At 42.1% G+C, this 21,637-nt stretch carries 20 protein-coding genes; 19 read left to right on the forward strand and 1 reads right to left on the reverse strand.

Features of this window, described 5'->3' with window-relative positions; all coding sequences use genetic code 11:
- Positions 1 to 16 precede the first annotated feature (16 nt).
- The 17 genes from rbfA (at position 17) to AC2YHV_RS19355 (ending at position 18,939) form a co-directional block, all read left to right on the forward strand.
- Positions 17 to 385, forward strand: coding sequence for a 30S ribosome-binding factor RbfA (rbfA, locus tag AC2YHV_RS19275; protein ID WP_034313607.1), 369 nt, complete (start codon positions 17 to 19; stop codon positions 383 to 385).
- A gap of 152 nt (positions 386 to 537) precedes the next feature.
- Positions 538 to 1,458: a tRNA pseudouridine(55) synthase TruB gene (gene truB / locus AC2YHV_RS19280; RefSeq protein ID WP_095678838.1), complete on the forward strand. Its 921-nt coding sequence runs from the start codon at positions 538 to 540 to the stop codon at positions 1,456 to 1,458.
- A 33-nt stretch (positions 1,459 to 1,491) separates the two neighbouring features.
- Positions 1,492 to 2,442: a bifunctional riboflavin kinase/FAD synthetase gene (ribF, locus tag AC2YHV_RS19285; protein ID WP_057278396.1), complete on the forward strand. Its 951-nt coding sequence runs from the start codon at positions 1,492 to 1,494 to the stop codon at positions 2,440 to 2,442.
- A gap of 135 nt (positions 2,443 to 2,577) precedes the next feature.
- Positions 2,578 to 2,847 carry a 30S ribosomal protein S15 gene (gene rpsO, locus AC2YHV_RS19290; RefSeq protein WP_034313598.1) on the forward strand — a complete coding sequence of 90 codons (270 nt, stop codon included), beginning with the start codon at positions 2,578 to 2,580 and terminating at the stop codon, positions 2,845 to 2,847.
- A gap of 319 nt (positions 2,848 to 3,166) precedes the next feature.
- Entirely contained in the window at positions 3,167 to 5,284 is a 2,118-nt protein-coding gene (pnp, locus tag AC2YHV_RS19295) for a polyribonucleotide nucleotidyltransferase (protein WP_487373867.1), read from the forward strand.
- 157 nt (positions 5,285 to 5,441) lie between these two features.
- Complete coding sequence (locus tag AC2YHV_RS19300; RefSeq protein ID WP_034313591.1) at positions 5,442 to 6,401, forward strand: polysaccharide deacetylase family protein; 960 nt, start codon at positions 5,442 to 5,444, stop codon at positions 6,399 to 6,401.
- Between the two features lie 46 nt (positions 6,402 to 6,447).
- The gene (locus AC2YHV_RS19305) at positions 6,448 to 7,674 is read left to right on the forward strand and encodes a M16 family metallopeptidase (RefSeq protein ID WP_057278395.1); all 1,227 of its coding nucleotides are present in this window, start codon (positions 6,448 to 6,450) and stop codon (positions 7,672 to 7,674) included.
- A 157-nt stretch (positions 7,675 to 7,831) separates the two neighbouring features.
- Entirely contained in the window at positions 7,832 to 8,101 is a 270-nt protein-coding gene (locus AC2YHV_RS19310) for a YlmC/YmxH family sporulation protein (protein WP_048684753.1), read from the forward strand.
- A 228-nt stretch (positions 8,102 to 8,329) separates the two neighbouring features.
- Positions 8,330 to 9,232: a dipicolinic acid synthetase subunit A gene (gene dpaA, locus AC2YHV_RS19315; protein ID WP_048684752.1), complete on the forward strand. Its 903-nt coding sequence runs from the start codon at positions 8,330 to 8,332 to the stop codon at positions 9,230 to 9,232.
- Positions 9,229 to 9,831 carry a dipicolinate synthase subunit B gene (locus AC2YHV_RS19320; RefSeq protein WP_034313581.1) on the forward strand — a complete coding sequence of 201 codons (603 nt, stop codon included), beginning with the start codon at positions 9,229 to 9,231 and terminating at the stop codon, positions 9,829 to 9,831. Before dpaA ends, AC2YHV_RS19320 begins: the two co-directional genes overlap by 4 nt.
- Positions 9,832 to 10,041: 210 nt before the next feature.
- Entirely contained in the window at positions 10,042 to 11,097 is a 1,056-nt protein-coding gene (gene asd / locus AC2YHV_RS19325) for an aspartate-semialdehyde dehydrogenase (protein WP_053534389.1), read from the forward strand.
- Positions 11,098 to 11,202: 105 nt separating this feature from the next.
- Positions 11,203 to 12,429 (forward strand): aspartate kinase, encoded by a 1,227-nt coding sequence (gene dapG, locus AC2YHV_RS19330; protein ID WP_034313576.1) that lies wholly within the window; start codon positions 11,203 to 11,205, stop codon positions 12,427 to 12,429.
- Positions 12,430 to 12,475: 46 nt separating this feature from the next.
- Positions 12,476 to 13,345 carry a 4-hydroxy-tetrahydrodipicolinate synthase gene (gene dapA / locus AC2YHV_RS19335; protein ID WP_057278393.1) on the forward strand — a complete coding sequence of 290 codons (870 nt, stop codon included), beginning with the start codon at positions 12,476 to 12,478 and terminating at the stop codon, positions 13,343 to 13,345.
- Between the two features lie 264 nt (positions 13,346 to 13,609).
- Complete coding sequence (locus AC2YHV_RS19340; RefSeq protein ID WP_054396876.1) at positions 13,610 to 15,280, forward strand: ribonuclease J; 1,671 nt, start codon at positions 13,610 to 13,612, stop codon at positions 15,278 to 15,280.
- A gap of 122 nt (positions 15,281 to 15,402) precedes the next feature.
- Positions 15,403 to 16,149 carry a ClpP family protease gene (locus AC2YHV_RS19345; RefSeq protein WP_094246577.1) on the forward strand — a complete coding sequence of 249 codons (747 nt, stop codon included), beginning with the start codon at positions 15,403 to 15,405 and terminating at the stop codon, positions 16,147 to 16,149.
- Entirely contained in the window at positions 16,146 to 16,373 is a 228-nt protein-coding gene (locus tag AC2YHV_RS19350; protein WP_063576876.1) for a YlzJ-like family protein, read from the forward strand. The genes AC2YHV_RS19345 and AC2YHV_RS19350 overlap by 4 nt, the downstream gene beginning before the upstream one ends.
- Before the next feature lie 238 nt (positions 16,374 to 16,611).
- Positions 16,612 to 18,939, forward strand: coding sequence for a DNA translocase FtsK (locus tag AC2YHV_RS19355; RefSeq protein WP_057278392.1), 2,328 nt, complete (start codon positions 16,612 to 16,614; stop codon positions 18,937 to 18,939).
- Between the two features lie 32 nt (positions 18,940 to 18,971).
- Here AC2YHV_RS19355 and AC2YHV_RS19360 read toward each other — a convergent pair whose 3' ends face one another.
- Entirely contained in the window at positions 18,972 to 19,271 is a 300-nt protein-coding gene (locus tag AC2YHV_RS19360; protein WP_057278391.1) for a DUF6509 family protein, read from the reverse strand.
- Positions 19,272 to 19,574: 303 nt separating this feature from the next.
- Between AC2YHV_RS19360 and AC2YHV_RS19365 the strand changes: the two genes are divergently transcribed.
- Positions 19,575 to 20,300, forward strand: coding sequence for a GntR family transcriptional regulator (locus AC2YHV_RS19365; protein ID WP_034313556.1), 726 nt, complete (start codon positions 19,575 to 19,577; stop codon positions 20,298 to 20,300).
- Positions 20,301 to 20,462: 162 nt separating this feature from the next.
- The gene (locus tag AC2YHV_RS19370) at positions 20,463 to 21,551 is read left to right on the forward strand and encodes a BMP family lipoprotein (RefSeq protein ID WP_048684735.1); all 1,089 of its coding nucleotides are present in this window, start codon (positions 20,463 to 20,465) and stop codon (positions 21,549 to 21,551) included.
- The last annotated feature ends 86 nt before the right edge of the window (positions 21,552 to 21,637 follow it).

The following is a 21,637-nucleotide window of genomic DNA, read 5'->3' on the forward strand; positions in this document are numbered from 1 at the left end:
CTATCGAGGTGATATTATGAGCCTTCGTTCAAATCGTGTTGGCGAACAAATGAAAAAAGAGCTGAGTGAAATTATCGGCCGAAAAATTAAAGATCCAAGAATCGGATTTGTTACAGTGACGGATGTCGCGGTTACAGGCGATTTACAACAGGCAACAGTTTATATTTCCGTTTTGGGTGACCAGGAACAAAGGGAGAAAACCCTGCAAGGTCTAGCTAAGGCAAAAGGATTCATGCGTTCAGAAATTGGGCAGCGAATCCGCCTGCGCAAAACCCCTGAGCTGTTTTTTGAATTTGATGAATCGGTCGATTATGGTAATCGTATCGAGTCGTTGATTTCCCAAATCAATTCAGAGGATAAACCGGCTGAAAAAGACGAGGAATAAGCAAGCAGTAAAAGGAGGCCGACTCAATAAGTGCTTTGCACTTCTTGAAGTCGGTCTCTTTTTTTTGAAACCGAATATGAAAAAAGGAAAGACACCTTTCGGGACGGGGTTCATAATCGTTTAAGGTGTTTTATAAAAGATGAGGTGAAAGCGTGAACGGTATTCTTCCATTATGGAAACCCAAGGGATTGACATCCCATGATTGTGTTTTTAAATTAAGAAAGATTTTAAAGACAAAAAAGGTTGGTCACACAGGTACTTTAGATCCTGATGTAACAGGGGTTTTACCTATTTGTATTGGCAGGGCAACAAAAATAGCCGAATATCTGACAGAAGCCGGTAAAGCTTATGAAGGAGAAGTGACCCTTGGTTTTTCAACGACAACTGAAGACGCAAGCGGAGAAAAAGTCGAAGAGAAAAAGATTGATCAAGTGATTCAGCGTAAACGGATTCTGGAAGTGCTTGAATCATTGACTGGAAAAATTGAACAGACGCCGCCGATGTTTTCAGCGGTAAAGGTGAACGGGAAGAAATTATATGAATATGCCCGTGCAGGGATAGATGTGGAGAGGCCGACAAGGGAGGTCACCATCTATGATATTACCCTTCTCGATGATCGTTCTGAATTTAAAGGGGAAACCATATCTTTTCGTTTTCGCGTAAATTGCAGCAAAGGAACGTATATTCGGACACTTGCAGTCATGATGGGGGAAGAACTGGGTTTTCCTGCTCATATGTCAGACTTGACGCGTATTGAATCAGCAGGTTTTAAGCAGGAGGACTGTTTCACATTTTCTGAAGTGGAAGAGTTCATGGAAAATGGTCAAACGGATGAATTTCTGTTGCCTTTGGAGCGGGGATTATTTCATTTGCCCAAATTTCAGATTAGTGATAAAGTAGCAAAGAAAGTACTTAACGGCGCGGTATTGGAACAAACAAAGGATGTTGTTGTTGAAAAAGGAATGCCATTTGTGATGGTCGATCCAGCAGATAAGGCCATTGCCATTTATCAAATACATCCGACAAAAGAGGGATTAATTAAACCTGTAAAAGTATTGGCACAAGAAATATAGACCGTTTTACCGCCGGAAAGAGGAGATTGAAAGGTGAAAGTGATCGCAATAGAGCATCCTCATCAATTTAATACGGATGATTTTCCCGAGCTTGTAATGGCGCTTGGATTTTTTGATGGCATACATAAAGGCCATCAAATTGTCATTCAAACCGCCAAGCAAAAAGCCGATGAAATGAATCTTAAGTCAGCAGTCATGACATTTGACCCGCATCCTTCTGCAGTACTGGGTAGGAAAACGGAAAATATCCGCTATATCACTCCACTTGAAGATAAGGTGGATATCATAGAGTCGATGGGGATCGATTATTTATTCATTGTCCATTTCAGCAAGGAATTTGCTTCGGTACTGCCGGAACGGTTCGTTGACGAATACATTGCCGGGCTGAATGTCCGTCATGTAGTTGCAGGCTTTGATTATTCATACGGTCGCTATGGTCAAGGGTCGATGGAAGATTTGCCTGTTTACGCACAGGGCAGATTTTCGCAGACAGTCGTTGCAAAACAGACACTTGAAGATGAAAAGGTCAGCTCGACGAGAATCAGGGAAACTCTCGGTAATGGCAACTTCTCCGACTTTTATCATTTGGCTGGACGACGCTATTTAACGAAAGGTCATGTCGTTCACGGTGAAAAGCGGGGCAGGAAGTTGGGTTTCCCCACCGCTAATATTGAAGTAAGTGACGATTATATCTTCCCTGCTGCAGGCGTGTATGCCGTCAGGATCAAAATAAGCGGTAAATGGTATAACGGGGTTTGCAATGTCGGATACAAACCTACGTTCCACGAGGAAAAACCTAAATATCCCACTGTAGAGGTCCATGCCTTGGAGTTCTCGGGAGATATTTATGGCAACCAGGTTTCGGTTGAATGGCATACAAGACTTCGTAGTGAGCAGAAATTTTCCGGACTTGAAGCATTGGTCGCACAGATCGAAACGGATAAGCAAAATGCAATAGCCTATTTTGCAAAGCTTGAAGCATAAAAGACAAGACTTGCAATTTTGACGAAAAACATGTATTCTATTGTATGTATGAGAATAACCATTGCTTGGCTAGTCGAGACTCCGACGCTGGCTCGGTAATTGGTGATTTTACAGAATTTTAGGAGGAATAATAACATGGCAATTACACAAGTACGCAAAAACGAACTTATCGCAGAATTCAGAACTCACGATACTGACACTGGATCTCCAGAAGTTCAAATCGCAGTATTAACAGAAGAAATCAACAACTTGAACGATCACTTACGCACACACAAAAAAGACCACCATTCACGTCGCGGTCTTCTAAAAATGGTAGGTAAACGTCGTAATCTTTTAACTTACCTACGTAACAAAGACGTTACTCGTTACCGTACACTAATTAACAAATTAGGTCTACGTAGATAATTTTTTCAGGAAGGCGGGAAATTTCCCGCTTTTTTGGTGTTAATCAAATGATTTGGACGTGTTCTACTTAAGGCTGGGCCTTCGTCCTTGGGACTCGGCAGGAGCCGGGTCCTTTTCCATTTATAAATGATCAGGATATACATAATCAAATGAATGAAATTTTTATTCATTTTACTGTTAATGCTTGTTTTTTTCGTGCATAATAGGAATAGTTTGGTTTTAACTCGAGTTTAGTTACTTTCACATATAAATGATTTAATCCAATACAGGTTTAGGTAAACTAAGCCTCTAAGTGAAGATTCAGAGAGGGGTTTAATAAATGGGACAGGAAAAACATACGTATTCATTTGACTGGGCCGGCCGTAATGTAACGGTAGAGATAGGGCAATTAGCCAAACAAGCGAACGGGGCAGTTTTAGTCCGTTATGGAGAAACTGCTGTATTAAGTACTGCGACAGCTTCGAAGGAACCTAGAAATGTTGACTTCTTCCCTTTGACAGTCAACTACGAAGAAAGACTTTATGCAGTCGGTAAAATTCCGGGAGGCTTCATCAAACGTGAAGGACGACCGAGTGAAAGGGCAATTCTTGCAAGCCGTTTAATCGATCGTCCGATCCGTCCGCTTTTCGCCGATGGCTTCAGGAACGATGTTCAGATCATCAGCATGGTCATGAGTGTCGATCAAGATTGCTCTACGGAAATGGCAGCCATGCTAGGTTCTTCCCTTGCACTTTCAGTTTCCGATATTCCGTTCGAAGGTCCGATTGCTGGAGTTGTAGTGGGGAGAATCAATAATGAATTCATTATTAACCCTACTGTTGACCAATTAGCTAAAAGTGACATCAATCTGACGGTTGCCGGCACTAAAGATGCCATCAACATGGTTGAAGCCGGAGCGAATGAAGTACCAGAGGAAACAATGCTTGAAGCAATCATGTTCGGACATGATGAAATCAAGAAGATCATTGCATTCCAAGAGAAAATCGTTGCTGAAATCGGCAAGGAAAAAATGCAGGTCACTTTATACCAAGTGGATGCTGAACTGGAAGTAGAAGTGAAAGGCCTATGTGAAGCAGACTTGAACAAAGCTGTACAAGTTCAGGAAAAACATGCTCGTGAAGACGCGATCAAAGCAGTAAAAGATCGTGTATTGGTTCATTATGAAGAAGAAACTGATGAAGAAAAATTAAAGCAAATTAAAGAAATCCTTAATAAATTGGTTAAATCCGAAGTCCGCCGTTTGATCACGGAAGAAAAAGTGCGCCCGGATGGCCGTAATCCTGACGAAATCAGACCATTATCATCTGAAGTCACCATTCTGCCCCGTACACATGGTTCCGGATTGTTCACACGCGGACAAACCCAAGCACTATCCATCTGTACATTAGGTGCACTTGGTGATGTGCAGATTCTGGACGGACTTGGGACCGAAGAGTCAAAACGTTTTATGCATCACTATAATTTCCCGCATTTCAGTGTAGGTGAAACTGGTCCTATCCGTGGGGCAGGACGCCGTGAAATCGGTCACGGTGCACTTGGTGAAAGAGCATTGGAGCCTGTCATTCCAAACGATAAAGACTTCCCATATACAATCAGACTTGTATCTGAAGTCCTTGAATCGAACGGATCAACATCACAAGCAAGTATCTGTGCAAGCACTTTGGCAATGATGGATGCCGGAGTTCCATTGAAAGCTCCAGTTGCCGGTATTGCCATGGGCCTAGTCAAATCAGGTGAGCACTATACAATCTTAACGGATATTCAAGGTATGGAAGATCATCTGGGAGACATGGACTTTAAAGTCGCAGGGACTTCAAAAGGTGTTACTGCCCTACAAATGGATATTAAGATTGAAGGACTTTCAAGAGAGATTCTTGAAGAAGCTTTACTTCAAGCCAAACATGGCCGGATGCACATTTTGGAATCAATGATGTCAACGATCAATCAACCGCGTGAGCAGTTATCTAAATATGCTCCAAAAATCGTTACAATGTCCATAAATCCGGATAAGATCCGTGATGTCATTGGACCGAGCGGAAAACATATCAACAAAATCATTGAAGAAACTGGCGTGAAAATCGACATCGAACAAGATGGAACGGTATTCATATCTTCCACTGATGAACCAATGATTCAAAAAGCGAAGAAAATCATTGAAGATATCGTACGTGAAGTCGTAGTGGGCGAACTATACTTAGGTAAAGTTAAACGTATCGAAAAGTTCGGTGCCTTCGTTGAAATCTTCAATGGTAAAGACGGTTTGGTACATATTTCTGAACTGGCTGAAGAAAGAGTCGGAAAAGTGGAAGATGTCGTTTCACTTGGCGATGAATTATTGGTCAAAGTCACTGAGATCGATAAGCAAGGAAGGGTTAACCTTTCCCGTAAAGCAGTCTTGAAAGAGCAAAAAGAGGCAGCCAACCCTTCTCAATCGTAATGAAAAATAGAAATCCGGCATGCGATTCCTTGTGAATCTGCATGCTTTTTTTGTTTAAAGGTATTGGAATATCCATTGGGAGAATGGCGTCAAAAGGATGTCATGTTCTACCTTGTCCGTTTTCTTCATACATTTTGGTATGAAGGGGGCGTAAAAAATGAATAATAAATGGAAGCAGATAGTTGCGATAAGTGCCATTGCAGGTATATCATGGTTATTAGTGCAAAATCCATATACACAAATTTATTTGACCCAATTAACCGATGATTCAGTTGCTTCTATGAAGCAAGAAGACGAGCTTCTTTTACAAATAAAAGAATCAACAAAAAAATATGAGATTGCACCACAGGATGCACGAATAGATTCTGTTTGGAAAACCGTTCCTGCATATAACGGCCTGAAGGTAAATATTGATGATTCGTATAAAGCCATGAAGAAGGAGGGCGTGTTCGATAAGAATAAGCTGGTATTTCAGCAGGTCCCTGCAAAGATACATATGGAGGATCTGGAGCCGGCGCCCATTTACCGGGCCCATCCCGAAAAGCCAGTGGTATCATTTTTAATCAATGTGGCCTGGGGGAATGAATACCTACAAGATATGTTGGCCGTGTTAAAAAAGAATAATGTTAAGGCCACGTTTTTCCTTGAAGGTAATTGGACCAAGAAAAATCCAGAATTGGCCAAGATGATTAAGGGTGGCGGGCACGAAATTGGAAATCATTCTTATTCACATCCAGATATGAAAAACATATCCGCACAAGCTACACGTGAGGAAATTCGAAAAACGAATGAAGTCATTGAAGCTGTGACAGGTTTGAAAATGAAATGGTTCGCACCGCCAAGTGGAAGCTACCGGGATGAAACGGTGAAAATCGCGGATTCTTTCGGTATGGAGACCGCCATGTGGAGTGTGGATACGATCGACTGGCAAAAGCCAAGCCCTGAAGTCCTTCAACAAAGAGTGCTTTCTAAGGTACACCCTGGAGCATTTATATTGATGCATCCGACTGAATCTACTGCAAAATCATTGGAAACGTTAATAATTGAAATAAAAAAGAAAGATTTAGATGTTGTTACCGTTTCGGAAGCAGTAGATGAAGAGCGATCGAATCCATAATGTATTGGTAACGATATCAGCATAGAATGATTGGGAGGAATGTTAGTTGATTAAGAAATACACGTGTCAAAATGGAGTTAGGATTGTATTGGAAAATATTCCAACTGTACGTTCAGCGGCAATTGGAGTATGGATCAAAACAGGTTCAAGAAATGAAACGCCAGAATTGAATGGGGTTTCACATTTTCTGGAGCATATGTTCTTTAAAGGGACAACTAAGAGAAATGCGCGTGAAATTGCCGAATCGTTCGACAGTATCGGTGGACAGGTGAATGCATTCACTTCAAAAGAATATACATGCTATTATGCTAAAGTAATGGATAACCATGCAAGCTATGCGCTTGAAATCCTGGCTGATATGTTCTTCAACTCAACATTTGATGGGGAAGAATTGAAAAAAGAAAAAAATGTCGTCTATGAAGAAATAAAAATGTACGAAGACACACCAGATGATATTGTCCATGACCTCTTAAGCAAGGCTGTATATGAAAATCACCCCCTTGGTTATCCAATACTAGGGACGGAAAATACGCTTGAAACCTTCAATAGTGATACATTAAAAAAATACGTCCATGACATGTATACACCCGATAAGGTAGTCGTGTCCATTGCTGGGAATGTGGATGAAAAATTGATCAAGGAAGTCGAAAGCTACTTTGGCTCTTATCAAGGAGGGGATGACCGTCTTGAATTGGTCAAACCTTCCTTCCACGAAAATAGGATCACCCGTAAAAAAGATACGGAACAAGCCCACTTATGCCTTGGTTACAACGGATTGGAAATCGGCAATGATAAAACATACAGCCTGATTACCTTGAATAATATCCTTGGGGGAAGCATGAGCAGCCGTCTATTCCAGGACGTCAGGGAGCAGCGCGGCCTTGCCTATTCCGTTTACTCTTATCATTCCAGCTATCAAGATAGCGGTATGGTGACAGTATATGGGGGGACAGGCACAAATCAGCTTGACAGCCTGTATGAAACCATTCAGGAAACATTGGATACTTTAAAAAGGGATGGCATTACGGAAAAGGAATTACGGAATAGCAAAGAGCAACTTAAAGGAAGCTTGATGCTCAGCCTTGAAAGCACGAATAGCCGCATGAGCCGGAACGGAAAAAATGAGCTTATGTTGGGTGAGCACCGTTCCCTTGATGATATCATCATCAAGATTGACGAAGTGACTGAGGATACTGTCAATGAATTGGCAAATCAAATCTTTACGGAACATTCCTTGTCATTAGTGAGCCCGCTGGAAAATTGGGACAAATAATATCGAACAAGTCTGAACCTTCTTTAATGGGAGGTCAGGCTTTTTTTCTTTGAATGCGGGAGTGTCCAGTGTTATGGACAATATTTGGTTAAATGCCTTCTAAGTTTACCTTTTTCGGATATAGATTGAATAGAAGACGAAAAAGGGGGAACCAAAATTGAGGTTAAGCGAACTGAGCGGTAAGGAAATAGTCGATGTGAATAGGGCGGAAAGATTAGGAATCCTTGGTCAGACGGATTTGGAAATAGATGAAACTGGACAAATTACCTCGTTGATCATTCCATCTGTCAAATGGTTCGGCCTTTTAAGGAATGGCAGTGAAATAAGAGTGCCATGGGAACATATAAAAAAAATCGGTGCGGATATGGTCATCATTGATTTTCAGGAAGGACTTTCGCTTAAAGACGGAGAGCATATGGACGGATAATGACGCTCGCTTCATACTCCTTGGAACTTTTCGAAATGCACTCTCGAAAACGCCTTAGCTGGCAATAGCTATGGCGTTTTTTCTTTTCTTATCACCGTTTTTTAAGTAAAAACATAAGATGGCAGGGTAACTAGAGAATGTAGCAAAAACCGAATTGCTTCCTGAAGGAATTGTATCATGGGGCAAGGAATGTTTAGGATCTTTTATATAAAGAAGGTGACGGTTTTAATGCTTACAGGCATGCAAATCGCTGTAATTGGTGGAGATGCGCGTCAGCTTGAAGTTGTCCGTAAACTGACAGAGCTTGATGCAAAGCTATTATTGGTAGGTTTTGAACAGCTCGACCATGCTTTTACCGGAGCTGTTAAGGAAAAAATGGAAGATATAAACTTCAAGGAATTAGATTCAGTTATTTTACCTGTCCGGGGTACGGATTCAGATGGGAAAGTAGAAACGATCTTTTCCAGTGAAGAGGTTGTTTTGACTGAAGAAATGATAAAAAATACCCCGGAACATTGCACTTTTTATGCAGGAATCAGTAACGATTACCTCGATGAGATATTCAAGAAGGTGGATCGCAAACTTGTTCTATTGTTCGAACGTGATGATGTCGCTATTTATAATTCGATTCCCACTGTCGAGGGTGCGATCATGATGGCCATTCAACATACGGATTTTACTATCCATGGATCAAATGTAGCCGTTCTAGGACTGGGAAGGGTCGGTATGAGTGTAGCCCGGTCATTCCAGGCACTTGGAGCAAAAGTAAAGGTGGGGGCAAGAAAAAGCGAAGATATAGCAAGGATCAGTGAAATGGCATTAGCCCCTTTTCATTTAAATGATCTTGCTGCAGAAATGAAAAATGTTGATATATGTATCAATACGATCCCTTTTCCTATAATTACCGCAAAAGTCATCGCTAATATGCCCGTTCATACATTAATCATCGACCTTGCTTCAAAACCGGGGGGAACGGATTTTCGTTACGCTGAAAAAAGGGGAATTAAGGCGCTGTTGGCACCGAGCCTGCCGGGGATAGTCGCTCCGAAAACAGCTGGTCAGATATTAGCGAATGCACTGGGACTATTGATTCAAGGCGAGTTCTTGAAAAGGAAGGGGAAAATGATATGAGTCTCAAAGGTAAACGGATTGGTTTCGGATTAACAGGATCACATTGCACATATGATGAAGTGTTTCCGGAAATAGAAAAACTTGTAAATGAAGGGGCGGAAGTCATCCCAATCGTAACATCGACTGTTCAAAACACGGAAACCCGTTTTGGAAAGGGCGAAGACTGGGTCGAAAGAATAGAAAAATTGACGGGGAATCACGTCGTTGATACAATCGTCAAAGCGGAGCCTTTAGGACCTAAATTGCCACTCGATTGTATGGTGATCGCTCCTTTAACGGGTAACTCAATGAGTAAAATGGCAAATGCACTTACCGATTCGCCTGTACTTATGGCTGCAAAAGCGACGATGAGGAATCACCGTCCAGTCGTGGTCGCGATATCAACAAATGATGCACTTGGGTTAAATGGTGTCAATCTAATGAGGCTGATGGCAGCAAAAGATATTTATTTTGTTCCATATGGCCAGGATAATCCCACAGGCAAACCAAGTTCCATGGTTGCAAGGATGAGCATGATAAGGGATACGATCATATCGGCACTGGAGAGGGAACAGATTCAACCTGTCATAGTCGAAAGGTTCAAGGATGATTTAGCCTGAACAAGTTTTTGCCACGGATCTGCTTTCAACGACTGACATATATGCATAAATTTGTGGGTTGAAGTTATAAAAAACCACTCCACTACCAGAATATTTTGTTAAAGTCCGACCCTTTGGAATGTTAATGTGATAAAATAAATGATATTCTGAACAAGAAGTAATGAATCCAACAAATAACTAATTTAAGAGATAGAAAAGGAGTATGTATAAATGACTGAGACACAGGGATTGCGTATTGCAGTTGTGGGAGCAACTGGAGCAGTAGGACAACAAATGATTTCAACACTCGAACAAAGGGACTTACCGATTAAGAAAATCATCTTTTTATCATCGGCTCGTTCCGCAGGCATCAAACTTACGTTTAAGGGCGAAGAAATCGAAGTGCAGGAAGCAAAACCTGAAAGCTTTGAAGGCATCGATATCGCTTTATTCAGTGCTGGAGGAAGCGTGTCTAAGGAATTGGCTCCAGAAGCAGTGAAACGCGGTGCGATAGTGGTGGATAATACGAGCGCTTTCCGCATGGATGAAAATGTGCCGCTAGTCGTTCCTGAAGTAAATGAAGAAGACTTGAAGCAGCATAATGGGATCATTGCAAACCCGAATTGTTCAACTATCCAAATGGTTGTGGCATTAGAGCCTATCCGCCAGACATATGGCTTATCAAAAATTGTCGTTTCTACCTACCAGGCTGTTTCTGGTGCAGGTGCAGCAGCGATAAATGAATTAAAGGAACAGGCTCGCGACTTGCTTGATGAAAAAGAGATCGATCCGAAAATATTACCGGTAAAAGGGGACGAAAAGCATTATCAAATCGCATTTAACGTCATTCCCCAAATCGATAAATTCCAAGATAATGGGTACACATTCGAAGAGATGAAAATGATTAATGAAACAAAGAAAATCATGCATATGCAAGACCTGCCAGTGGCTGCAACTTGCGTGAGGCTTCCTGTTGTAACAGGTCATTCGGAATCTGTATACATTGAAGTTGAAAAAGAAGGCATAGCGGCTTCTCAAATCAAGGATTTAATGAGAACGGCACCTGGAATAGTGTTGGAAGACGAACCGGAACAACAAGTTTACCCAACACCTGCTTCATCCGTCGGCAAGAATGATGTATTCGTCGGTCGAATTCGCAAAGATTTGGATGAAGATAAAGGCTTCCATTTATGGGTGGTTTCCGATAATCTATTAAAAGGTGCAGCTTGGAATTCCGTTCAAATTGCTGAAAGCCTTTTGAAATTAGGTTTGGTTACGGTTAAGTAATAATTTATTCTTAATGAACTCGACAGAAAAATAAATTCCAATAGGATAGAGAGTTTTTGTCAGCTTCCCGGATCGGGGAGCTGGCTTATATTTGGGGTGCATATTATGAAAATTATCGTCCAGAAATACGGTGGGACATCCGTTCGTGATGAGGAAAGCCGTTCATTTGCCAAGGGGCATATCGAAAAAGCGATTAAAGAAGGATATAAAGTAGTGGTTGTGGTATCAGCAATGGGAAGAAAAGGGGATCCTTATGCAACGGATACCTTACTTTCCCTTGTAAATGGAGCCAAAGCCAGCCTTTCAAAGCGAGAACAGGATTTACTTATGTCTGTCGGAGAAACGATATCATCTGTAGTATTTACTAACATGCTCTTGGAACATGGTATTGATGCGGTTGCTTATACTGGAGCTCAAGCAGGATTCATGACGAATACCGACTATTCCAGTGCGAAAATAATCGAAATGAAATGCGATCGCCTCATGAAAGAACTTGAGGTGAAGGATGTTGTCGTTGTAGCAGGTTTCCAGGGAGCTGCTAAAAATGGTGACATCACGACCATCGGCCGTGGTGGAAGTGATACTTCAGCAGCTGCATTAGGTGCCGCATTGCAAGCTGAACGGGTCGATATTTTTACGGATGTGGAAGGAATCATGACAGCAGATCCGCGGATTGCCGATCAAGCTCGTCCATTATCAATCGTTTCATATACGGAAGTTTGCAACATGGCATATCAAGGGGCGAAGGTCATTCATCCGAGAGCTGTTGAAATTGCGATGCAGGCGAAAGTCCCGATTCGGATAAGGTCAACATACAGCGAAGGTTTGGGAACCCTTGTTACAGGCGTGAACAAGGGAAGCCAGGGCAGTGACATACGTGAAAGGCTTGTGACCGGGATTGCCCATGTACCAAAGATCACTCAAATCAAGGTCCGTGCGAAAAAAGATCAATATAATCTACAGGCTGAAGTTTTCAAAGCGATGGCAAATGCCTCCATTTCAGTTGACTTTATAAATATATATCCAAGTGGTGTAGTTTATACCGTATCGGAAGAGATGACAGAACTTGCCCTCTCGATTTTGGCCGAGCTTGGTCATGAACCGGTCATTGAAAGGAATTGTGCCAAGGTATCGGTAGTCGGTGCAGGCATCAATGGAGTACCTGGCGTGGCAGCGAAGATTGTCACAGCGCTTTCCGAAAAGGAAATTGCCATTCTCCAGTCAGCGGACAGCCATACGACAATTTGGGTACTCGTAAAAGAAGAAGATTTAATAGAAGCCGTTAATTCCCTGCACTATGCATTTCAATTGCATGAAGGGGAAGTCCAATAATCAGGTTTTTTATTAAGTAATGTTTTAAAAATTAAAGAGGTGTTAGATGATGATATTTGGTAGAGTATCAACCGCGATGGTCACCCCTTTCGATAGCAAGGGAAATATTGATTTTCAAAAGACGACTTCATTGGTTAATTACTTATTAACGAATGGAACCGATTCGCTTGTGCTGTCGGGAACGACAGGGGAATCTCCAACTTTATCTTCGGAGGAGAAAATCGCGTTATTGCGTCATGTTTCTAAGGTTGTTGAAAAACGTGTGCCCATCATCATGGGTACAGGAAGCAACAATACGTATGCTTCCATCGAGTTGACAAAAAAGGCGGAACAAAATGGCGCCGATGCGATAATGCTGGTTGCCCCATATTATAGTAAAACGAATCAAGAAGGGCTGTACCAGCATTTTAAGGCTATTGCAGCCAGTACGAAGCTCCCTGTTATGGTATATAATATCCCTGGGAGGGCTTCAGTTAACATTGAACCGGAAACGATCATCCGCCTTTCGGAAATTCCTAATATCGTAGCCGTTAAGGAAGCGAGCGGGGATTTAAACGCTATGACCCAAATCATAGCCGGCACGGATGAAGATTTTGCATTATATAGCGGGGACGATGCTTTAACACTACCGGTGTTGGCGATTGGTGGTGTGGGTGTAGTATCTGTTGCTTCACATATTGCTGGCAAGGAGCTGCAGAAAATAGTGGAGGCCTTCATCAGTGGGAACTTGAAAGAGGCAGCCCGGCTGCATCAGGAACTGTTACCGCTTATAAAAGGTTTGTTTGCAGCGCCAAGCCCTGCACCTGTCAAAACAGCTCTTCAGTTATATGGAATTGACGTTGGATCGGTGAGACTCCCAATCGTACCATTGACGGAGCAGGAACGCCTGGCATTAACCAAGGTATTAAAAAAATAAAAAGACACGGAACAAGCTGATCGTTGAAGATTGGCTTGTTTTTACATAATGATGTATATGAACGGGATATACTTTCCGATTTCGGGATGATAGTATTGGAATTTTTTATGATCAATTGAAACATCTCTTACATAATAGGTTGTTTTTTTGAATTATATGAAAAAGTACCTCTGAAAATGGTAAGTGTTGTCATGTTTTTTGAACATCGGTTATAATGAAATCATTGGGAAATTATGAACGGGATTTTTTAAGGAGGATATTCGATTGGGTAAAGATAAAAATAATGGAATAAAAGTGATTTCTCTTGGAGGACAAGGGGAGCTTGGTAAAAATATGTACGTCGTTGAGGTGAACGAGGACATCTATCTTCTTGATGCAGGATTAATGCTGCCGGAAGACGAAATGCTCGGAATCGATGCGGTCATCCCAGATATTTCTTATTTGATGGATAATAAGGAACGGGTGCAGGGGATATTCATTACCCATGGTCATGAAGACCATATGGGAGCGCTTGCTTATGTCTTGAAATATTTACCGGCTCCTGTTTATGGAACTAAGCTTACACTTGCTTTAATCAAAACGAAATTAAAGGAAGATGGCTTTAACGGCAGGGCAACTTTCACTGAAATCGATTCGGATTCCCTTTTAAGTTTCCCTCAAGCAGCCGTGTCCTTTTTCCGGACTAACCATAGCATTCCCGATTCTGTCGGAGTCGTGATCCACACTCGTGAAGGTGCAATCGTTTATACAGGGGATTTCAAATTCGACCAGGCAGCAACCGATCTATATAAACCGGAAATCGGTAAGATGGCCAGTATCGGTGAAGAAGGTGTCCTATGCCTGCTTTCGGATAGCACCGGTGCCGAGAGGCCAGGTTATACGACTTCAGAAGCAGTTGTGGCCAAAGATATTACAGAGGCTTTCCATGCTGCCTCCGGAAGGATCATCGTTGCGTGCTTCGCTTCGAACATCAACCGGATTCAACATGTTTTCAATGCAGCGGCAGCAAGTCGCAGAAAAGTGGCAGTTGTAGGAAAAAGCCTTCAACGCGTTTATGAAACAGCCTTGAATCTTGGCTACTTAAAGGTCGAAGAAGAGCTGATAATCCCGATTAATGAAATTGGCCAGTATGACGACCGTGAAATCGTCGTGTTATCGACAGGTCATCAGGGCGAACCCATTGCAGCACTTCAAAAAATGGCAAAGCAGACCCACAAGCAGGTAACGATCAAAAAGGGAGACACCGTTTTGATCAGTGCATCACCCCTGCAGGGCGGTGAACTTATTTTATCCAAAACCGTCGATTTGCTATACAGGGTAGGTGCTGAAGTGGTATCTGCCAATAAATATAAAGTGCATGTAACAGGGCATGGCAGCCAGGAAGAGCTAAAAATGATGATCAATTTGATGAATCCTAAATTCTTAATCCCTGTACATGGGGAATATCGCCATTTATATGCCCATCAAAAAGTTGGGGTTGCTGCGGGAATTAAGCGTGAAAACATCATAATTGCCGAAAAAGGGGATGTCATCGAACTTAAGGGCAATAAAATGGGGCTTTCCGGCAAAGTCTCTGCAGGAAATATCTTGATAGATGGCAGCGGTGTTGGAGATGTGGGTAATATCGTTCTTCGTGATCGGCGCTTGTTATCACAAGATGGCATTTTGATTGTAGTTGTCACGTTGAACCGTCAGGATAAAAGCATTGCAGCAGGCCCTGAAATCATTTCAAGGGGCTTCGTATATGTTCGCGAATCAGAAAAAATGATTGCGGAAGCAACTGAAATAGTAAGTGAAATCGTAAAGAAAAATGGGTCGCGCCAGCCTTTTGATTGGTCCACGCTAAAGCAGGAAATGCGTGATGCGTTAAACCAATTCTTCTATGAAAAAACGAAACGCCGCCCAATGATTTTACCGATCATAATGGAATATTAAGTAAGGAACCCCTGATTTGAACAGTCAGGGGTTCTTTTTTCTGACTCTTATATCTTGAAGAATGAAGTCCGAGGCTCGAGACATAATAAAGCTATAGGCTAAAAGAGAAAGGGGTTGGCATAGTGGATAATGCACCATTACCAAATGAAAATGAAGGCAAGCAGGAAGGTAAGAATTCAACTTTAATCGAAAAGATCCAGCAGCTGGGGGCTACTAATGTTCCGCAACTATCTCAAGACTCAAAAATCCATTGTTTGACGATCATTGGACAAATTGAAGGACATATGCAGCTGCCGCCTCAAAATAAAACGACCAAATATGAACATGTTATTCCGCAAATTGTGGCAATTGAACAAAATCCCAATATAGAGGGGCTGCTTGTCATATTAAATACAGTCGGAGGAGATGTCGAAGCGGGACTGGCAATCGCAGAAATGCTGGCTTCCCTATCAAAGCCATCCGTCTCGATTGTACTTGGGGGAGGGCACTCGATCGGTGTGCCGATTGCGGTTTCGTGTGACCATAGCTTTATAGCAGAAACAGCAACGATGACGATTCATCCCATTCGTTTGACGGGGCTAGTCATTGGCGTGCCTCAAACCTTTGAATACTTGGATAAAATGCAGGAAAGAGTGATTAAATTTGTTACGCGCCACTCCAACGTTACGGAAGAAAGTTTTAAGGATTTAATGTTTGCCAAAGGAAACTTGACACGTGATATCGGTACGAATGTTATCGGGGCCGAGGCAGTTGAAATCGGTATGATCGATGATGTAGGAGGAGTGGGCCAGGCCATGAGAAAACTAAATAGCTTCATGGAAGAAAGAAGGCCAAAAATTGCCGGGGAAGAGGAGGGGCTTCTGCAATGACGCTTTATACGATCGTTCCTGAAGATATAATTTTCCCTCATCACCATGAGAAGACGGCAAATTTAATAGAAATGATCTACAATGGTGTACATGTGATGGTTGAACATGACGGTGGCCGTACGTTTCGCATTGATCGAATCGTCAGCACCGATCCTGAAGATTATATGAATGTACACATTCAGCCGGGAGCTGTCATAAATGTGTTCGAACATATGAACCATTAGTAAATACGACTAACTGAGGTAAATTATGATATACTGGAATGAAAATCAGCAGCCGCTTGGCTGCTTTATTCATTATATGGGAAAAATGTCCGCCTAAAGAATGAATGGTATATATATCAAGGACAGGGTCATATTTATTTGGTATAATCAGTAGCGAACGTTTGTTTCGTGAAGGGAAATCAAGTAGTGATGTTGAATAGGAAAGTTAGAATAGTTTCATGAAGAATCAGGTGATATTATGGCAAAGAAGAAACGCAGAAAAAAGAATAGTACAGAGAAGTTAAAACTAACGCTTAAATATGAATTGATTGGCCTCACCATAATAGGTTTGGCCATCATTGCCATTGCCAAGCTTGGAGCAGTGGGAAACGGGACGGTCTTTTTAATCCGCTTCTTCATGGGGGAATGGTATATCCTCTTTTTGTTGGGAGCAATTGCAGCTGGTTTCTATTTGATGATAAAGAGAGAGGTCCCGTACCTGTTGAAACGGCAATTGGTCGGGATGTACTTCCTTGTTGCGAGCATGCTCCTGCTAAGTCATGTTACCCTGTTTAACATGCTTGCAGATGGGGGACCATTTACGAAGCCCAGCGTCATTTCGAATACATGGGAACTATTCTGGATGGAAGTGACCGGCAAGGCCAGCTCAAAGGACCTTGGGGGCGGTATGATTGGAGCGATATTATTTGCCGCTTCATACTTTTTATTCGACGAAGCTGGATCGAAAATCGTTTCATTCCTCTTTATCATTGTAGGTGCCGTCCTATTGACCGGGAAAACGTTAGGTGAAACCCTCGGGAAGTTTTTCAGGGGTCTTGGAGGCTTTTTCATAAAGCAATGGTCCGCATTCAGAGATGATGTGAAAACGTGGAATGAAGACAAAAAAGAAAAGAAAAAGAATCCCGTGAAAAAGAAGAAACGGCAAAACGAACCGGTGGAAGATACGGATCAGGCCCCTCTAGAAGAGGAAACACAGGAAATGGCGACGGAACGGATCATTTCCAGCTTTGCTGATAAAGCCTATAATGACGAAAACGAAATAATTCCCGCTGTTCCGGAAACTGCAGCTGAAAATGCAGGGGACCAGGATGATGCCGTTCCGCCTATGAATTTTACGGAGGTGGAGAATAAAGAATATCTTTTACCGCCTCTTTCTTTGTTATTGCAGCCTAAAAAAACCGACCAAAGCGGAGAGTACCAATTGATTCATGAAAATGCGGCAAAACTTGAGCGCACCTTTCATAGCTTTGGAGTGAAAGCGAGGGTCACTCAAGTTCATTTAGGTCCTGCCGTAACCAAATACGAAGTACATCCGGATGTAGGGGTGAAGGTAAGTAAAATTGTCAGCCTATCCGATGACTTGGCCCTTGCACTTGCCGCAAAGGATATTAGGATCGAAGCGCCGATTCCCGGAAAATCGGCAATCGGAATAGAAGTGCCTAACTCCGAAGTGGCGATGGTGTCATTAAGGGAAGTTTTGGAGGCCAAAGAAGTTGACAAGCCTGACGCAAAACTGCAAATAGGCTTAGGGCGGAATATTTCCGGTGAAGCGGTTAAGGCGGAGCTCAATAAAATGCCGCATTTACTAGTGGCTGGTGCTACGGGCAGCGGGAAATCCGTTTGTATCAATGGGATTATTACGAGTATTCTGATGCGGGCAAAACCGCATGAAGTGAAAATGATGATGATCGATCCAAAAATGGTCGAGTTGAATGTCTATAATGGAATTCCCCACTTACTCGCACCTGTAGTGACCAATCCGAAGAAAGCTGCACAGGCTCTGCAAAAAGTGGTCAGTGAAATGGAAAGGCGCTATGAGCTATTTTCTCATTCCGGTACGCGAAATATTGAAGGCTACAATGATTACATTAACCGGTATAACATTGAAGAAGACGCCAAACAACCGCTCTTGCCTTATATCGTGGTCATTGTCGATGAGCTGGCAGATTTGATGATGGTCGCTTCTAACGATGTAGAGGATGCCATCACAAGGCTTGCACAAATGGCACGTGCTGCTGGCATCCACTTGATAATTGCCACTCAGCGGCCATCCGTAGATGTAATTACAGGGGTCATTAAAGCGAACATCCCATCTAGGATTGCCTTTAGTGTCTCATCAATGACCGATTCGAGAACGATCCTCGACATGGGCGGGGCCGAAAAACTGTTAGGCCGGGGTGACATGCTCTTCCTGCCTTCAGGAGCTTCAAAACCGGTCCGCGTCCAAGGGGCCTTTTTATCCGACAATGAAGTCGAGGAAGTTGTCACATATGTCATCTCACAGCAAAAAGCACAATACAACGAAGAAATGATACCCGATGAAATTGCAGAAACCTCAAATGGTGAAGTCGAAGATGATTTATATGGGGATGCGGTATCCTTGATCGTAGAAATGCAGACTGCATCCGTTTCCATGTTGCAGCGCCGTTTCCGGATTGGCTATACCCGGGCAGCCAGATTGATTGATGAAATGGAGGCTAGGGGAATTGTCGGTCCATATGAAGGCAGTAAACCACGAAATGTATTGGTTACAAAAGATGAACAAGATGAAGCGCATTCATCATAGGTAAAGAAAAAACCGGGCAGCTGCCCGGTTTTTTAAATATTCATCGCCTCGTCTAAATGTTGAAGGCAGAAGTCGGTAATCATCGCTTCTTCATCTTCTTCTAAATCGAATTCGAGTGCGCCTTCGTTCCCTTTTTCAAAAATATCATATTTAATCAATTTGCCTTTTTGTTCTTCTACAGCAAAAAGCACCCGGATATATAAACCATTTTCTGAAAAGAGCTCATCCTCTTCAGGCACTTCAATATCCAAGAACAACTCGTAACGTTCCCCGGACAAAATACCAAATGGATCATTCAATTTTTCGATTGTGTATTCTGTAATCTTTAACATCTTGTGTACATCCCTTCAAAGAAGATAAATCCTATTATACAGGAAAAAAGCATCTTGAACATAGCTGCATGCATCTTGCATTTTTTTATAAATTTATCTGATTTAGGAGAATAATCGTACAAATTCCGTGGCCACATCTAGATTGAAAGACACAGGGAAGGGTAATTTCTCCTAAATTCTTTTAAAGTAAATAGTAAAACACTATTTATTTATATTAAAAAAAATGTTATATTATTTTCGATTAGTAGGAATGATTCAACATCAGAGGTCTGATGTCTTAAGAAATTAGCTGGGGGAAACTGTATGTCAATAAAATCAGATAGTCGACATTTATATTTGCAGGTCATTGATTACCTGAAGCAGGATATTGAAGCTGGAGTCTATCAGGAAAATGAAAAATTCCCTTCAGAATTCGATCTTGCGAAAAAATTGGGAGTTAGTAGGGCGACACTTCGAGAAGCGCTGCGAATTTTGGAAGAAGAAAACATTATCATTCGCCGCCATGGAGTTGGGACTTTCGTCAATCCGAAACCTCGGTTCACTTCAGGTATCGAGCAATTAAAAAGTGTCACGAACATGATTGAAGAGGCAGGGATGAAGCCGGGTACGATTTTCTTAAGCTCGACGGCCCAAGAACCTACAGAAGAGGATATACGCAGGTTTTCTTGTTCAACAGACGAACGCATCGTCAGCATCGAACGAGTAAGGACAGCGAATGGGGAGCCAGTCGTCTACTGTATTGACAAAATTCCTGAATCTATACTTTCAGAAAATTTTGACCGTAATGATGAGTCTCTTTTTGATATTTTGGAAAGAGATGCGCATCGGAAAATTACGCATGCCGTAGCGGAGATTGAGCCCATTGGATATCATGAGAAAGTTTCTCCTATCCTTAAATGCTCGCCAGAAGCCGCGCTACTCGTTTTAAAGCAGATGCATCTGGATGATTGGGACCAGCCTATCCTGTATTCTGTTAACTACTTTAAAGCCAATATGTTCAGCTTTCATGTTCTTCGTAAACGTGTGTAGGCCTTGACTCTGCAAACGGATGAATGCAAGCGATTGTTTCGATTCCAAAAAAAGTCGATCAAAACGTATGCAAAAAAAATTAACGAGAAGTGAAAACGCAAACATGAATGACTTTTCAGAACATTCCTGCTCAAAAAACTATGTAAATTAGGGGGATAAAAATTGAAAAAGCGCAAATTAGGACTAGCTCTTTCACTTGTTCTTGCAGCCGGTACGCTACTGGGAGCATGTGGTAATTCAGAGAATGATGATAAAGAATCTTCAAATGGGAAAAACAAAGATAACTTCACTGTTGCGATGGTAACTGATACTGGCGGCGTGGATGACGAGTCGTTCAACCAATCCGCTTGGAAGGGCATTCAGGAATTCGGTAAGGATAATGGTCTGGAAAAAGGTAAAGATGGCTACAACTACCTGCAATCTAAATCTGATGCCGATTACGCTAAGAACCTGAATACGCTTGTACGTGAAGATTACCAACTAATCTATGGTATCGGTTTTCTTTTAGCGGAAGCTGTTGGTGAAGTGGCTGACCAACGTCCGGATTCACACTTTGCCATCGTGGATACAGTTGTAGACAAAAAGAATGTAGCCAGCATTAATTTTAAAGAGCAGCAAGGTTCTTTCCTAGTAGGTGTAATTGCCGGAATGCAAACGAAAACAAACAAAGTCGGTTTTATCGGCGGAGTTGAATCTGAGTTAATCAAGAAATTCGAAGTTGGCTTTAAGGCTGGGGTTTTATCAGTAAATCCGGATGCAAAAGTTGAAGTTAAATATGCCGGGGATTTCAATAAAGCTGACATCGGTAAATCAACTGCAGGCTCCATGTATTCTTCAGGTATCGATATCATTTATCATGCTGCTGGCGGAACTGGAAAAGGTGTATTCACTGAAGCAGTAGAGCAAAAGCAAAAAGATCCTAAGAGAGAAATCTATGTTATCGGTGTAGATAGCGACCAAGCTAAATTGGGAGCAGTTCCTGGAACAGACGACAACATCACTCTGACTTCCATGCTAAAACGAGTTGACGTGGCAGTTAAAGACCTTTCCGAGAAAGCGAAAGAAGGAAACTTCCCAGGCGGAAAAGTAATTGAGTACGGTATCGAAGAAAATGGTGTAGGCATTTCCGAAACAAAAGATAACGTAACAGAAGAATCTTTAAAAGCGGTCGAAGAATGGACAGAAAAAATTAAATCAGGTGAATTCGTCGTTCCGGGTACGGATGAAGAATTCGAAAAACTTGATTTATAAGCTGTAATGCCAGAAAGAATAGGGAGGCAGAATTGCCCTCTATTCTTTCTTTTCCCAATCACGCTTTGAAACTGAAAAAATATCGA

Source organism: Peribacillus sp. SRI_006, from assembly GCF_057586375.1.